This is a genomic window from Paenarthrobacter sp. 2TAF44 (assembly GCF_052114885.1).
Taxonomy (GTDB): Bacteria; Actinomycetota; Actinomycetes; order Actinomycetales; family Micrococcaceae; genus Arthrobacter.
In genome coordinates this window covers 109703-124027 of record NZ_JBFRFP010000005.1, presented here as the reverse complement: position 1 = coordinate 124027, position 14325 = coordinate 109703, and the positions used below count along the sequence as shown (strand labels likewise).

14 protein-coding genes are annotated in these 14325 nt (G+C 62.0%); 9 read left to right on the top strand and 5 right to left on the bottom strand.

Going from position 1 to position 14325, the window contains the following annotated elements:
* Window positions 1–35: 35 nt before the first annotated feature.
* Together manA and AB4Z15_RS07405 are read left to right on the top strand one after the other, a co-directional pair.
* Entirely contained in the window at window positions 36–1286 is a 1251-nt protein-coding gene (gene manA, locus AB4Z15_RS07410; RefSeq protein WP_442016756.1) for a mannose-6-phosphate isomerase, class I, read from the top strand.
* Between the two features lie 2 nt (window positions 1287–1288).
* A complete protein-coding gene (locus AB4Z15_RS07405; RefSeq protein WP_442016755.1) occupies window positions 1289–2224 on the top strand; it encodes a lipid II:glycine glycyltransferase FemX in 936 nt (311 codons plus the stop codon).
* Window positions 2225–2931: 707 nt separating this feature from the next.
* Here AB4Z15_RS07405 and glpX read toward each other — a convergent pair.
* A complete protein-coding gene (gene glpX, locus AB4Z15_RS07400; protein WP_431120164.1) occupies window positions 2932–3954 on the bottom strand; it encodes a class II fructose-bisphosphatase in 1023 nt (340 codons plus the stop codon).
* Between the two features lie 201 nt (window positions 3955–4155).
* Between glpX and AB4Z15_RS07395 the strand changes: the two genes are divergently transcribed.
* From AB4Z15_RS07395 to AB4Z15_RS07375, 5 genes are all read left to right on the top strand, one after another.
* Entirely contained in the window at window positions 4156–4839 is a 684-nt protein-coding gene (locus AB4Z15_RS07395; protein WP_442016754.1) for a DUF4245 domain-containing protein, read from the top strand.
* A 56-nt stretch (window positions 4840–4895) separates the two neighbouring features.
* Window positions 4896–5510 carry a carbonic anhydrase gene (locus AB4Z15_RS07390; RefSeq protein WP_442002672.1) on the top strand — a complete coding sequence of 205 codons (615 nt, stop codon included), beginning with the start codon at window positions 4896–4898 and terminating at the stop codon, window positions 5508–5510.
* An 87-nt stretch (window positions 5511–5597) separates the two neighbouring features.
* Complete coding sequence (locus tag AB4Z15_RS07385) at window positions 5598–7025, top strand: class II fumarate hydratase (protein WP_442016753.1); 1428 nt, start codon at window positions 5598–5600, stop codon at window positions 7023–7025.
* Window positions 7026–7164: 139 nt separating this feature from the next.
* Window positions 7165–7833, top strand: coding sequence for a TetR/AcrR family transcriptional regulator (locus AB4Z15_RS07380; protein WP_442016752.1), 669 nt, complete (start codon window positions 7165–7167; stop codon window positions 7831–7833).
* Window positions 7830–9491, top strand: a complete 1662-nt coding sequence (locus tag AB4Z15_RS07375) for an MDR family MFS transporter (protein ID WP_442016751.1) — start codon at window positions 7830–7832, stop codon at window positions 9489–9491. Before AB4Z15_RS07380 ends, AB4Z15_RS07375 begins: the two co-directional genes overlap by 4 nt.
* A gap of 1 nt (window position 9492) precedes the next feature.
* On the opposite strand, the gene AB4Z15_RS07370 is transcribed toward AB4Z15_RS07375, so the two are convergent.
* From AB4Z15_RS07370 to AB4Z15_RS07360, 3 genes are all read right to left on the bottom strand, one after another.
* Window positions 9493–9969, bottom strand: a complete 477-nt coding sequence (locus AB4Z15_RS07370; RefSeq protein WP_442016750.1) for an NUDIX hydrolase — start codon at window positions 9967–9969, stop codon at window positions 9493–9495.
* Between the two features lie 3 nt (window positions 9970–9972).
* Window positions 9973–10506: an META domain-containing protein gene (locus AB4Z15_RS07365; RefSeq protein ID WP_442016749.1), complete on the bottom strand. Its 534-nt coding sequence runs from the start codon at window positions 10504–10506 to the stop codon at window positions 9973–9975.
* 103 nt (window positions 10507–10609) lie between these two features.
* A complete protein-coding gene (locus AB4Z15_RS07360) occupies window positions 10610–11155 on the bottom strand; it encodes a prepilin peptidase (RefSeq protein WP_442016748.1) in 546 nt (181 codons plus the stop codon).
* 62 nt (window positions 11156–11217) lie between these two features.
* On the opposite strand from AB4Z15_RS07360, the gene AB4Z15_RS07355 reads away from it, so the two are divergent.
* Together AB4Z15_RS07355 and AB4Z15_RS07350 are read left to right on the top strand one after the other, a co-directional pair.
* Entirely contained in the window at window positions 11218–12036 is an 819-nt protein-coding gene (locus AB4Z15_RS07355; RefSeq protein WP_442016747.1) for a hypothetical protein, read from the top strand.
* A gap of 75 nt (window positions 12037–12111) precedes the next feature.
* Entirely contained in the window at window positions 12112–12756 is a 645-nt protein-coding gene (locus AB4Z15_RS07350; protein ID WP_442016746.1) for a GNAT family N-acetyltransferase, read from the top strand.
* A 165-nt stretch (window positions 12757–12921) separates the two neighbouring features.
* Here the strand turns inward: AB4Z15_RS07350 and AB4Z15_RS07345 are convergent, their stop codons facing one another.
* Entirely contained in the window at window positions 12922–14289 is a 1368-nt protein-coding gene (locus AB4Z15_RS07345; protein ID WP_442002709.1) for a PhoH family protein, read from the bottom strand.
* Window positions 14290–14325: the final 36 nt, after the last annotated feature.

Genomic DNA, 14325 nt, shown 5'->3' with positions numbered 1-14325 from the left:
CCTCACGTTCAGCGCGACGATAAGGACCTTCCTTCGTGTACCAGATTGAGAATGTTTTGCGACCCTACGCGTGGGGTTCGACGACGGCGATCGCCGGCTTGCTGGGGCGGCCGGCCTCAGGTGGTCCGGAGGCGGAAATGTGGATCGGCGCCCACCCTGATTCCCCGTCCACAGCCATTCACCCGAACGGGGTCACACAACCTCTTGACGCCCTGATCGCCTCGGATCCTACCCATTTCCTGGGAACCGCCAGCCTTGCCGAGTTCGGGCCCCGGCTTCCGTTCCTTACCAAGCTCCTGGCCGCAGAGCAGCCCCTTTCTCTGCAGGTGCACCCTAGCTTGGAACAAGCACGCGAAGGCTTTGCCCGCGAGAATGCCGCAGGGATCCCCGCGGATTCCTCCGAACGCAACTACCGGGACGATAACCACAAGCCGGAGATGATTTTTGCCCTCACGCCCTTCCGGGCATTGTGTGGGTTCCGCTCCCCTGCAGCAGCAAAGCTTGTGTTTGAGCACCTTGCCTCAGTGCTGGATTCCGCCGCAGTGGAGGTCCCTGCAGTCATCAGCGGCGTTATCTCCGACCTCAGCGTTCCCAACGAATCCGAAGCCCTCAAAGCTGCCTTCACACGCCTGATCGAGGGCGGCAGCGACGTCTCGGATGCCATTCACGAGGTACAAGCCGTCCTGCGTGCAGGCGCCCCCCAAGAGCCCCACGAAGATGCGCTCACGGCAATGCTGGGAATCAATGAGGCTTTCCCCGGCGATTCTGGCGTGCTCATTTCCCTGCTCCTCAACCACCTTTCCCTGCAACCGGGCGAGGCTGTGTACCTGCCGGCCGGCAACGTCCACGCCTACCTTCACGGCCTGGGCGTCGAAGTCATGGCTTCCTCGGACAATGTGCTGCGCGGCGGACTCACGCCCAAGCATGTGGACGTCCCGGAACTGATCAAGACCATCCGCTTCGAATCGATGGGCGTGCCCCGCGTTGAGGCCAGCGGAACAGAGTTTGGCCAGGAACTATACCGCCCGCCCTTCAAGGAGTTCCAACTCCAACGGATCGAACTCGGCCCGGGTGCCGAACCGGTGCCGCTGGCACAGTCCGGTCCCGCCGTCGTCGTGGTTGTTGCCGGTTCTGTGGTGCTCGACTCCCCCAAGAGCGACCTCCCGCTGCAGCGTGGCGGTGCCGCCTTCATCCCTGAGGTGGAGAACCCGGTGAATGTTCATCCCGTGCAAGGGGCCACCGATACGAGTGTTGCCTTCGCCGTGACCACAGGGTTGGGTAACTGAACGTGGACTTTTTTCTGCAGACGCCCGCTTGGGCTGCCGTCCAGCGCTCGCTCGGCCGCCGGGTCCATGAGCAGTCCGGTCCCGGGTGGAGCTTCCTCGCAATAGAGGAAAAGAACCCAGCGGGCAAGGTCATCTACACCCCTTATGGGCCCGTGGCAAAGTCCGTGGACGCCTTCGACGCCGCGACGTCGGCCTTGGTGGAATTGGCGAAGAAGGAACGTGCCGTCTTCGTGCGCATGGAACCTGTATCAGCAGGCTTCACAGCATCCGAGGCCGATGCACTCCTTCGTTCCCGCGGCCTGCAGCCGGCGCCCGTCAACCTGCAGCCGGAGTTGAGCTGGATCGTGGACCTTGAGGGCGATTTCAAGGACGTCCTCGCCGGAATGAAGCCGACCAACCGGAACCTCTACCGCAACATCCACAAGAAGGGCGTGACGTTCCGGGCATCCCAGGATCCCGCGGACATCAAAATTCTCCTGCATTTCCTCCATCTGACGGCAGCACGCAACGGCTTCAAGCCACAAAGCGATGAGTACCTCACCCAAGTGGCTGAATCTTTGCTACCGTCCGGTGCAGGGACGCTGTTCATAGCCGAACTCGAGGGCGAGCCGATCGCTGCCGCTTTCACCTACGATTCCGCAGACACGCGAACCTATGCCCACGCCGCGCTGGATGACACCCACCGCAAGCTCAGTGCCGGTATTCCGCTACTGGTCAACCTCATGGCAGATGCCAAGGAGAAGGGCCTAAAGCACGTGGACCTCTGGGGCGTGGCCCCCGAAGACCAGCCGGACCACAAATGGGCCGGCTTCACGTCCTTCAAGAAGTCCTTCGGAGGCCGCGAAGTAACCTACCCCGGCACATGGGACCTCCCTGTGAACAAACTCCGCTACGGCGCCTACCAAGTGGCCAGGAAACTCCGCGACAAGCTCCGCTAGGCCAGTTCCCCCAAGTCAACACAAGGAACGCGTACCTCCACCACCCACTTTGACGCCGCCGACTCGGTGACACGCCGGCCATCCCGGCGTGTCGGACCACGTACAGCCTCAAAGTAGGTGGCGACGGCACACCCACGGCGGCCGACCACCCCGGAAAGCACGACGGCGGCACTCGCCCGAGCGCCGCCGTCGAACCTAACCCGGACGCGGACCTCGTGCCCCGGCTGACGACACGCACATTCCCCGGCGACCCGGCAACGGCCAGGGCCGCGTACCGTCATGACCCTCTTTGACTCAACACTCACTGCGACACGCCCGGAACGACGGCATGTCGGACGGCCTGCAGGATCAAAGTAGGTGGCGACGGCACACCCACGGCGGCCGCCCACCCCGGAAAGCACGACGGCGGCACTCGCCCGAGCGCCGCCGTCGAACCTAACGCGGACGCGCACATCGTGCCCCGGCTGACGACACGCATCATCCCGGGTGACTCACAAACAGACCCCCGACACCCAAATCCGCGCGTCCCCACTCCATTTGCGCAGCGAAATCGAGCTCAGGTGTCACCACCCCCCAAAAAACGCGCGCAACCGGAGCAGGCTGAACACAAAGAAGGACGGCGAGTATCGCGAAAGCGGCATCAAATCGACGAGGTACGAGGAGATAGCCGCCGAGCGATGCTCGCCGTCCTTCTGTTAGCTAAGGGGTTACGGCTTGCGCGCGTACGTCTCCCACTTGGATGCGTGGTGCTCAGCATCAACGAAGCGAACTGTGCCGGACTTCGAACGCATCACGATGGACTGCGTCAGTACGCGGTCCTTCGAGTAGCGAACGCCGCGGAGGAGGTCGCCGTCGGTGATGCCGGTGGCTGCAAAGTAGCAGTTGTCCGAGGTGACGAGGTCGTTGGTGGAGAGAACGCGGTCGAGGTCGTGTCCGGCGTCGATCGCTTTCTGCTTCTCATCGTCCGAGGTGGGCCACAGACGGCCTTGGATAACACCGCCGAGTGACTTGATGGCGCAGGCAGCAACGATGCCTTCAGGTGTGCCACCGATTCCCATCAGTGCGTCCACGCCGGTTCCGGACCGGGCTGCGGCGATGGCACCTGCGACGTCGCCGTCCATGATGAATTTGGTGCGTGCACCGGCTTCGCGGATTTCTTCCACGAGCGGGCGGTGCCGGTCGCGGTCCAGGATCATGACGTTCAGCTGGTTGACCTTGACGCCCTTTGCCTTGGCGATCAGGTGCAGGTTCTGCTTCACGGGCAGGCGCAGGTCAACCATGTCGGCAGCTTCGGGGCCTGTGACCAGCTTTTCCATGTAGAAGACCGCGGACGGATCGAACATGGAACCGCGTTCGGCCACTGCCAGGACGGCAAGGGCGTTGTTGATGCCGAGGGCGGTCAGGCGGGTGCCGTCGATGGGGTCCACGGCGACATCGCACTCGGGACCGGTGCCGTCACCAACCTGCTCTCCGTTGAACAACATGGGGGCTTCGTCTTTTTCGCCTTCACCGATGACCACGACGCCATTGAAGTGGACGGTGTGAAGGAACGAACGCATGGCGTCGACGGCGGCGCCGTCTGCCTTGTTCTTGTCGCCGAAACCTACCCAGTGGCCACCGGCAATTGCCGCGGCCTCGGTGACACGGACGAGTTCCAGCGCCAGGTTGCGGTCGGGTTCGTCGGTGCCGACGGCGAGCGACGGCGAAATCGTGGAATACTGCTGGGTCATTGGTGCAGGAGACACTTGAACCTCTTCTTCGAGTGACGATTCACGGGACCGGAACACGGTTGCACGAGGCAACCTGGGGTCCCTCTATGAACGATCATAGTCGCCGCATGCGTTTGGAGTCGCTGGATGACCACGGCCGGCAATTCCTGCGGCGAGGTTCCCGGTTGTGTGTTCACAGCCGGGATGAGGGACTATGGAGGAGTGAGTGAAACGCAGGACAAGCCCGCTGCCGGCAACCAGCCCAAGGCCGCAGAGGCAACCCCCAACAGCGCCCCGGACGCTATGGATGCCCCTTATAAACCCGTCATTCCGGCAAAAGCCGCCAAGCGGGCCAATGCCTCTGTCATTGGCATGATCATTGCCCTGGTGCTGTGTGTCCTGGCATTCCTTCCTATTGTGTTGATGAACCCCGCTCCGAAGGGTGAGGGCTTTCGGCCCGCCGTTGATGTTGCTTCCATAGCCCGCAACGCTGCCGATGTGGCGGGATTCACACCTGTCACGCCGGAAACCGGCGACACATTCAAGCCGAATTACGCCCGCTGGGAATCCGGCACGGGAACGGGCGTGCCCACGTGGGAAGTTGGTTACCTGACTCCCAAGGAGGCCTTCATCGGCCTCACCCAGACCACCAAGGCGAATCCCACATGGGTGCTGCAGCAGACCGGCAACATGCCAGTAACCGGCACCCGTAACGCCGGTGGCCAGGATTGGGAGCTCCACGATTCCGGCAAGGACAAGCGCAGCATGGTTCTCAACTACCGCGGAACCACTATCATCCTGAGCGGCACGGCCAACCTTGCAGAGTTCGCCACGCTCGCCGCCGCCGTGGTTAAGTCTGCGGACCAAGCCGCTGCAGCGTCAGAATCTGGAGCGCCGTCCTCATAAGCACACGCGGCGCAACAGTTTTACGGCACGCCACCTCCGGGCCGTAAAGTAATCAGGTGCCTACTTATCTGACTCCCGCCCTTGCCTGGCGCCGCCTCCAAGAGGGCAACGAACGCTTTGTTGCCGGCGAATCCCTGCACCCCAACCAGGACGCGTCCCGGCGCTCGTCACTCATCGAGAACCAGAACCCCTTCGCCGTCATCTTTGGCTGCTCCGACTCCCGTCTTGCCGCAGAGATCATCTTCGATCTCGGCTTGGGCGACGCCTTTGTGGTGCGTACTGCCGGCCAGGTGATCGACGACGCCGTCCTCGGTTCCCTTGAGTACAGCATTGCCGAGCTCGGCGTTCCGTTGATAGTCATCCTTGGCCACGACAGCTGTGGAGCCGTGACGGCTACCAAGGCCGCCGTGGAAACCGGCGAGATGCCTGCAGGGTTCATCCGCGACCTCGTGGAACGCATCACCCCGTCCGTACTGACCTCCCTGCGCAACGAACAGGAAGACGTGAACGACATGGTGGTGGAGCACGTCAAGCAAACCTCAGCGCGGCTGGCCGACAGCTCGCGTGTGATTTCGGACGCCATCGACGAAGGCCGAGTGGCTGTGGTGGGCTTGTCCTACAAGCTCGATGAAGGCCGTGCGGCCCTCGTTTCCGGGATCGGCAAGCTTTAGTGGACGGTGCTCCGGCCTTCGTGCCGGAGCACGTAGCACTCCATTCCGGGTTTTCGATGCGGCACCCAATCGCCCTAAGCTAGCCCCATGACTTCCACCACTGAGTTCCGTATTGAACATGACACGATGGGCGAAGTTCGCGTCCCCGTGAACGCCCTGTACCGCGCCCAGACGCAGCGTGCTGTGGAGAACTTCCCCATCTCCGGCAAGACGCTTGAGCGCACTCACATCGAAGCCCTTGCACGCGTCAAGAAGGCTGCTGCACTGGCGAACGCCGAACTGGGGGTGCTCGATGGTGAGCTCGCCGAGGCCATCGCCGCAGCTGCCGATGAGGTGGCAACGGGCAAGTACGACGGCGACTTCCCGATTGACGTCTTCCAGACCGGCTCGGGCACTTCCTCCAACATGAACACCAACGAGGTCATCGCAGAGCTCGCTTCGCGTGCCCTCGCAGCTGCGGGCAGCGACAAAGTGGTCCACCCCAACGACCACGTGAACGCTTCGCAGTCCTCCAACGACGTGTTCCCCACATCCGTCCACGTTGCCGCCACCTCCGCCCTGATCAATGACCTGATCCCGGCCCTGGAATACCTGGCAGCATCCTTGGACCGTAAGGCCGAGGAGTTCAAGGACGTCGTCAAGTCCGGCCGCACACACCTTATGGATGCCACGCCGGTGATGCTCGGCCAGGAGTTCGGTGGCTACGCCGCCCAGGTCCGTTACGGCATTGAGCGCATCAACGCCGCACTCCCCCGCGTCGCGGAGGTCCCCCTTGGTGGCACCGCTGTTGGCACCGGCATCAACACTCCTGCCGGCTTCCCGGAGCGTGTCATCGAACTGCTCGCAGCCGACACGGGGCTTCCGTTGACCGAGGCCCGCGACCACTTCGAAGCTCAGGCAAACCGCGACGGCCTCATCGAGGGCTCCAGCCAGCTGCGCAACATCGCGATCTCCTTCATGAAGATCAACAACGACCTCCGCTGGATGGGCTCGGGCCCCAACACGGGCCTCGGCGAAATCGCCATCCCGGACCTTCAGCCGGGCTCCTCGATCATGCCGGGGAAGGTCAACCCCGTTATCTGCGAAGCCTCCATCATGGTCTGCGCCCAGGTCATCGGCAACGACACCGCGATCGCCTGGTCCGGGACCAACGGCGCCTTCGAATTGAACGTCGGCATCCCTGTCATGGCCGCCAATCTGTTGGAGTCCGTCCGCCTGCTGGCCAACACCAGCCGCGTCATGGCCGACAAGATGATCGATGGCATCACCGCCAACGTTGAGCGCGCCCGATTCCTGGCCGAGGCCTCCCCCTCGATCGTGACCCCGTTGAACAAGTTCATCGGCTACGAGAACGCCGCGAAGATCGCGAAGATTGCCGTCAAGGAGGGCCTGACCATCCGCCAGGCCACAGAGAAGCTTGGCTTCGTCGGCGAGGGCGAAGGCAAGGTCACTGAGGCAGAGCTCGACAAGGCTCTCGACGTCACCACCATGACGTCCCCGGCTCACAAGAACTAATACTTAAAGCACGACGGCGGCCGGTACCTTTCGCACGAAAGATACCGGCCGTCGGCGTGCCCGGGAGTTTGCGTGCGGCTCATGCGCCTAAGCTCTACAAATTTTGCACTTTCCGCAAAAGAGTGCAAAACTTTACTTTGTGAGCAATAGTGCAAATATCGACGGCGGCCTCCGCGAGCGCAAGCGGGCCGCAACACGTTCGGCGATTACCGCCGTCGCCCGTTCCCTCACCGCGGAACGTGGGCTGAACGGATACACCGTGGAACAGGTTTGCGAAGAATCGGGTATCTCGCGTCGTACGTTCTTCAATTACTTCCACTCCAAGGAAGACGCGGTGATCGGCGCGTTCTCGGACGAACTGCCCCAGGACGCGATCGAAGATTTCAATCGTGGGCCCACGCGGAACACAGACAGTATCTCGAGCACTTTGCTCGCCGCCTTGTATCAGCTCACGGTGACCATCATGGAGCGTTCGGCAATCAGCCGGTCCGAGGTCCACCAACTCATCGCCGCCATCAAAGCCGAGCCCCAACTCCTTGGCCGGATGACACTGGAAGGCGAAGCCCGTGAGCGGCAATTCGCCGAACTCATTGCGGACCGTGAAGGCCTTTCACCCGGGCACCCCGAAATCGTGATGGCCGCTGCCGTCTTCGGAGCTGTCTCAAAGAAGACCGCGCAGCAGTTCTTCTCCGAGGACAATGTCCGGCCCTACCGCGAAATTCTGCGTCAGAACCTCGCAGCAGCCCAAAAACTCTTTGCCCAACCACTGGACACCACACCTGCAGAAACCCCGAAGGATCACGCATGAGTACCCTTTCCAAGGCAGCCGAGCCGCTGCTGTTGACCCAGAAACGGATCTGGATCATTTTCTCGGCGCTGATCGCAGGCATGCTCCTGTCCAGCCTCGACCAAACCATCGTTTCCACTGCCATGCCCACCATTGTGGGCAAGCTGGGTGGAGTGGAGCATCAGGCCTGGATCACGACGGCCTACCTTCTGGCCACCACCATCGTCATGCCGATCTACGGTAAATTTGGCGACATCCTGGGCCGCCGGAACCTGTTCCTCATAGCCATCGCGCTGTTTACGCTCGCTTCAGTTGGTTGCGCCTTCGCCACGGATTTCTGGGGCTTCGTGATCTTCCGTGCCATCCAGGGCCTCGGCGGAGGCGGCTTGATGATCTTGTCGCAGGCCATCATTGCCGACGTCGTGCCCGCCAAAGAGCGCGGCAAATACATGGGTCCCTTGGGCGCTATCTTTGGCCTGTCAGCCGTGGCCGGTCCGCTTCTGGGTGGATTCTTCGTTGATCACCTGACCTGGGAATGGGCCTTCTACATCAACATCCCCATCGGCATCGCAGCTTTTATCACGGCATGGTTCGCCCTGACGTTGCCGAACAAGAAGGCTGAGAAGAAGATCGACATCCTGGGTGTCCTCTTCCTTTCCGCAGCCACCACCTGCCTCATCTTCTTCACCGATTTCGGCGGCAAGAAGGATGAAGGCTGGGATTCCCCGCTCACGTGGGCCTTTGGAGCCGGTATGGTTCTGGCGGCGTTTGCCTTCGTGATGGTTGAACGGCGTGCCGAGGACCCCATCATTCCCCTGAGCTTGTTCAAGAATCCCATCTTCATCAACGCAACTGCCATTGGCTTCACGCTGGGCCTGGGAATGTTCGCAGCGATCGCCTTCGTACCTACCTTCCTGCAGATGTCCTCCGGGACCTCCGCCGCAGAGTCCGGGCTGCTCATGGTGCCGATGATGGTTGGCCTGATGGGAACGTCCATCTACTCCGGCATCCGCATTTCCAAGACCGGCAAGTACAAAATGTTCCCGATCCTTGGTGCCTCACTGACCATTGCGGCCATGTTGTGGCTGACCACGCTCACGGCTGAAACGCCGATCTGGGTCATCTGCGTCCAGCTTTTCATCTTCGGCGCAGGCCTTGGTTTGATCATGCAGGTGATCGTCCTGGTGGTCCAGAATTCCGTTCCGGCAGACCAGATTGGCACGGCCACCAGCACCAACAACTACTTCCGCGAGGTGGGTGCCTCGCTGGGCGTCGCCGTCTTCGGTTCCATCTTCACCAACCGCCTTGCTGAATCCTTGACCAACGCTTTTACTGGGGCCGGCGCGTCTGCCGAGCAGGCCTCGCAGTCCACCAGCACGTTGGACCCCCAGGCCTTGGCTCAACTGCCTGAACAGCTTCGCGACGCGATAGTCAACGCCTACGCCAACTCGCTGGCACCCGTGTTCTGGTACTTGGTCCCGTTCATCGCCATCGCCTTGTTGCTGGCCATCACGCTCAAGCAGATCCCTCTCTCGGACACTGCCGGCATGGTGGCGCGGGGCGAAGCCGTCGGAGGTGCAGAGGCTGAACGCCTCGAAGCTGAACGCCTGGAAGCCGCTGTGGCCTCTGCCGAAGGGCAAGAGCCTCTGCGGGCACCGGCTGACGCAGGCGCCAAATAGCCTAGTCCTCCACCTGGTACGCCACGGGGCCTTCGGGCTCCGTGGCAAGCCTGATGGCCTGAAGGTTTCCCTCGCTCATGTCAGGCAGTTCATCCAGGCCGAACCAGCCAACGGCGATCGATTCATCATCGTTTACCTGAGCGTCGCCGGAGACGTATCTGCAGCGGAAGGTGATATCCAGGAAGTCGCAGATGTCGCCATTTGGAAAGGTCACCGGACCTACAACCCCGACGGCGATGATCCGCTCAGTTTCGGCCACAACCCCAGTTTCCTCGAAGATTTCCCTGACCAGTCCTGGCGCGGGATGCTCGCCTGGCTCAAGGATGCCGGTAATAACCGTCCAGTGGTGATTGTCCGCCCGTTGGCAGAGCAGCACCCGGCCATCGTCGTCGAAAACCACTCCCCTGACCGCCGGTAACCACAGCGGGTCATTCCCGATCTTCTCCCGAAGCTTGAGGACAAATTCCGGTGCGCCCATGGCTTAACTTTCCTTCAATTCGATTGTTGCGTGTGAGTTGCTCAACGTGAGCACGCCGTCGTCGAGGTTCCATTGAACAGGCTGCTCAAAGAGTTTGGCGGTCCAGCCCTCGTAGCTGCCCTCAAGCTCCCGGCAGCCCATAGCGGAGGCGACCATCGAACGCATTGCCCAGACATCGTCCTGGACCGAGACTTCCACATTGAGCACGTTGCACGGTGTCTTCACCAGCAGGGTCCACTCCCCGTTAACATGCGTAGAGCTGATCTGCAGCGGTTGGGTCCCGAGCCACGCTACGTCTCCAGTGGCATCGCTCCCGCGCACCGACGTAAAAGTGGAGCAACCCAGCGGACCGCCCTCGCAGAAGGGCTCCGGCTGCTGAGTCGTGAGCGGTTGGATGCTGGCCCCCGGGGTTGCACGGGGAACGTTGCCCGATTGCCCGCAGCCGGAGAGCAGCAAAGTGCAGGCCATGGTGACCCCCAGTACGGACCAAAAACTACTTCCCTGCACCGCAGCCCCCTCCAGGCGTGTTGAGCGCATCAAACCATCTGGGCTAAGCATGCCGCAGCCCGGTGAACCGCAGAATACGCAGAAGCGTTGCAGTTCGGCTGCAGTTGGCCCCGGCGGCCTCCGCCCGAACGGTTCAAGCAGGTAAAAGCACCATGCTCACCAGGGCTCCTGCCAGCATGAAGGGTCCGAACGGGATGGCTGAACCCAGCGTGCCGCGTCTGGACACGAGGATCACCAGGCTCCACAATCCGCCGAGCAGGAAGGCAGCGAACGTGCCCGCGAAGACATGGGTCCACCCAAGGTAGCCAAGGTAGAGCCCAAGCACTCCAGCCAGCTTCACGTCCCCGAACCCCATACCAGGTGGATAGACCAAGCGAAGCAGGAAGTAGAACAGCCACAGCACGCCGCCACCGGCCAGCACTCCGAGCCCAGGGATACCGAACATTGAGGCATCCAGCCCAGCGTCCGGGCCGCCAACGAACACCAGGACCGCAGCGCCCAGCAATAGGACGCCGCCCACCGCGTAGGAGGGAAAGACGATCCGGTTCGGCAGTAGATGGCTCCGGACATCAATGATGGTCAGGCGCACCGCCATCACTACGAAGTACGCGCAGGCAAGAACCACCAGCCAGAAGCCCAGTGGGCTGGCGTCCCAGAGGTCGGCGAGTCGTCGGATCACCCTGCAGATGCTATCCCGAATTCGTCCAGGGGCCGGGCTGAACGCGTAGGTAAACTGTGGATATGGGGCGCTACAGTGCAGGTGGATCAGGTTTCGGACCGGACTTCGGGTCTGGTTTTGCGCCAGCTAACGGGCATGGCGGGCAGGCGCAGGACTTGTCCTCCACATTCCGCAATCTCTGCCGTTCTTCACCATGGAAGTGGACCAGCCTTCGTTTCGAATACCTCGAACGGCCTGGCACTGGCGACAACATGGTCCGTGCATGGCTCAGGCGGCCCGGCGCGCTTCGTCTGGAGACTCCCGACGGAAAGCTGCTGCACAGCACCACGGGCATCAACGATTCCCGCGACGACTTTTACGTCAGTGCGACCCGACGCTCATGGTTGCTTCCGGCGCACCTCGTCACTCCGGTTTACGACGCCTCTGGCTTGGTCCGTAGGCGCCCAGAGGCGGCCTACGGTGAGCCCTCCTTTGGGAACGGACGGCTGGCTGCCGCACTGGATCCGGTGGAACTTGCCGGTAATGCGCCCGTCCCGCTGGAGTTCCCGGATTCCAATCCAGTGTCACTGGAAGAGCCCCGGGAAGTTGACCATGAGGGACGCTTGGCCTTGGAAACTGTGGTTACGCGTGGCCGAACCTACGTGCCCTTGGATCCTTCCCAACCTTTGGCCCATCCGGGACGCACGCTCATCAGGGTGGATGCAGGGACCGGGGTCTGCGTCGCCAGCCAAAGCCTGGACGGCGATACCGCAGGCAAGGGTCATTGGCTGAAGATCCTGGCCGTTGACGAATACATGCTGGACGATCTCTTCCTTGCCGAGTCAATGAACCTGACCGACGTTCGACGCCATATCTCCTGGGACATCGGCCCAGCAGCCTGACATCCCCACGATCCACCAAGACTGTCACCAACTCTGTGACTCGCATGCCCTCGACGGCCGGGCTAAGCTGCACCGATGACCACGCTCGCGGAAATCTGGCCGCCCTTCGGACTAACGCTCACGACTCCCCGACTGACCCTCCGTCCAGTTCTCGACGCCGATATCCCCGCTGCCGTCGCGGCAGCCCGATCTGGTGTCCACGAGCCCGGCAAGAGCCCGTTCAGCACCCCGTGGGCAGAACTGCCGGACGATGAGCTCGCCCCCAACATGGCCCAGTGGTACTGGCGCTGCAGGGCCGGATTCACGCCTGAATCCTGGACACTCCTCCTCGGGGTCTGGCACAACGAGGACCTCCTGGGCGTCCAGGACATCGGCGCCAAGAACTTCAACACCCTCAAAACAGTCAGCACGGGCTCTTGGCTCAAGCAGTCCGCGCAAGGGCAAGGCTTCGGCAAGGAGATGCGTGCCGCCGTCGTGAGCTATGCGTTCGACTATTTGGACGCGGAAGTGGCCGAATCCGAAGCGGCCTCATGGAACAAGCAATCCCTGGGCGTCTCCCTGAGCCTCGGCTACGAACTCAACGGCCTCGTCCGCGATGGTTGGGGTGACAAAGTCGAAGAAGTCCAAAGAGTCCGCCTCACCCCGGAAACCTTCAACCGCCCCAACTGGACCCTAAAAGTCCAAGGCCACGAAGAGCTGAAAACATATCTCAAGCGCTAACCGCACCTGAGCGCCTAGCGTGGCCGCGGGCTTCCGGGAAGGAGCGCATCGCGACGCATCGGACCCGAAGGTCGCCCAGCGACCTTCGGGTCCTTTTGCGTTGTGTCTAAGCGACGGCGGGAGGCCGTTGCCGCGCGGCAGTGACCACCGTTCGGGAAGGACCAGTTAGATTTCGGCCCCTTCGAGCAGCTCCGTCACCAAGGCCGCAATCGGCGACCGCTCGGACCTGGTGAGGGTGATGTGGCCAAACAGTGGATGACCTTTGAGGGTTTCGACGACGGCGGCCACGCCGTCGTGCCGACCAACACGGAGGTTGTCGCGCTGGGCGACGTCGTGGGTGAGAACGATCTTGGAGTTCTGGCCGATGCGGCTCATCACGGTCAGGAGGACGTTCTTCTCCAGGGACTGTGCCTCGTCCACGATGACGAAGGCATCGTGCAGCGAGCGTCCGCGGATGTGGGTAAGAGGCATGACTTCGAGCATGCCGCGGTCCATGACTTCTTCCACGACTTCCTGGCTGACCAACGCGCCGAGTGTGTCGAAAACGGCTTGAGCCCAAGGGTTCATCTTTTCCGCTTCAGACCCGGGGAGGTATCCCAGTTCCTGGCCGCCTACGGCGTAGAGGGGCCGGAAGACGATGACCTTGCGGTGTTCGCGCCGCTCCAGGACGGCCTCGAGGCCCGCACAGAGTGCCAGTGCGGATTTGCCCGTGCCAGCGCGCCCGCCGATGGAGACAATGCCCACTGCGGGATCCATGAGGAGATCGATGGCCAGCCGTTGTTCCGCCGAACGGCCATGGAGCCCGAAGACATCACGGTCACCCTTGACGAGGCGGACCTGCTTGTCCGCCCCTACACGGCCGAGCGCCGAGCCACGGTTGGACAAGAGGACAAGCCCGGTGTTCACGGGAAGTTCCGCTGCGGCGGGGATGAAAACGGGCTCATGGCCATACAGAGTCGTGATTTCGTCTTCGCTGGCTTCCACTTCGGCTATGCCGGTCCAGCCTGAATCCTTGACGAGTTCGTTGCGGTATTCATCGGCGTGCAGTCCCATGGCAGAGGCTTTGACGCGCATGGGAAGGTCCTTGGACACCACGGTGACGTTGTGGCCCTCGTTTGCCAGGTTCTTCGCTACGGCCAGAATTCGGCTGTCGTTGTCCCCGCCACGGAAGCCTGCGGGAAGGACCTCTGTGGAAATATGGTTCATCTCTACCCGGAGCATGCCTCCGTCGGCACCAATGGGTATCGCGTGGTCCAGTCCACCGTGTTCGATTCGGAGGTCATCCAGGAGCCGCAGGGCTTTGCGGGCAAAGTACCCTAGTTCGGGATCGTGGCGTTTGCCTTCGAGTTCGCTGATGACCACGATCGGGACAATGACTTCGTGCTCAGCGAAGCGCAGCAGTGCGTGCGGGTCTGAGAGCAAGACGGATGTATCGATCACATAGCTGCGGCCCACTGCAGACGATGCTGTCCGTTCCCCCGATGAAACCCGTTTGGCGCGAGAGGTAGCTGCACTTTCCCCGTCAGAAACCATTGTGGGCAGTTGCTCAGAAATAGCCACATCGACTCC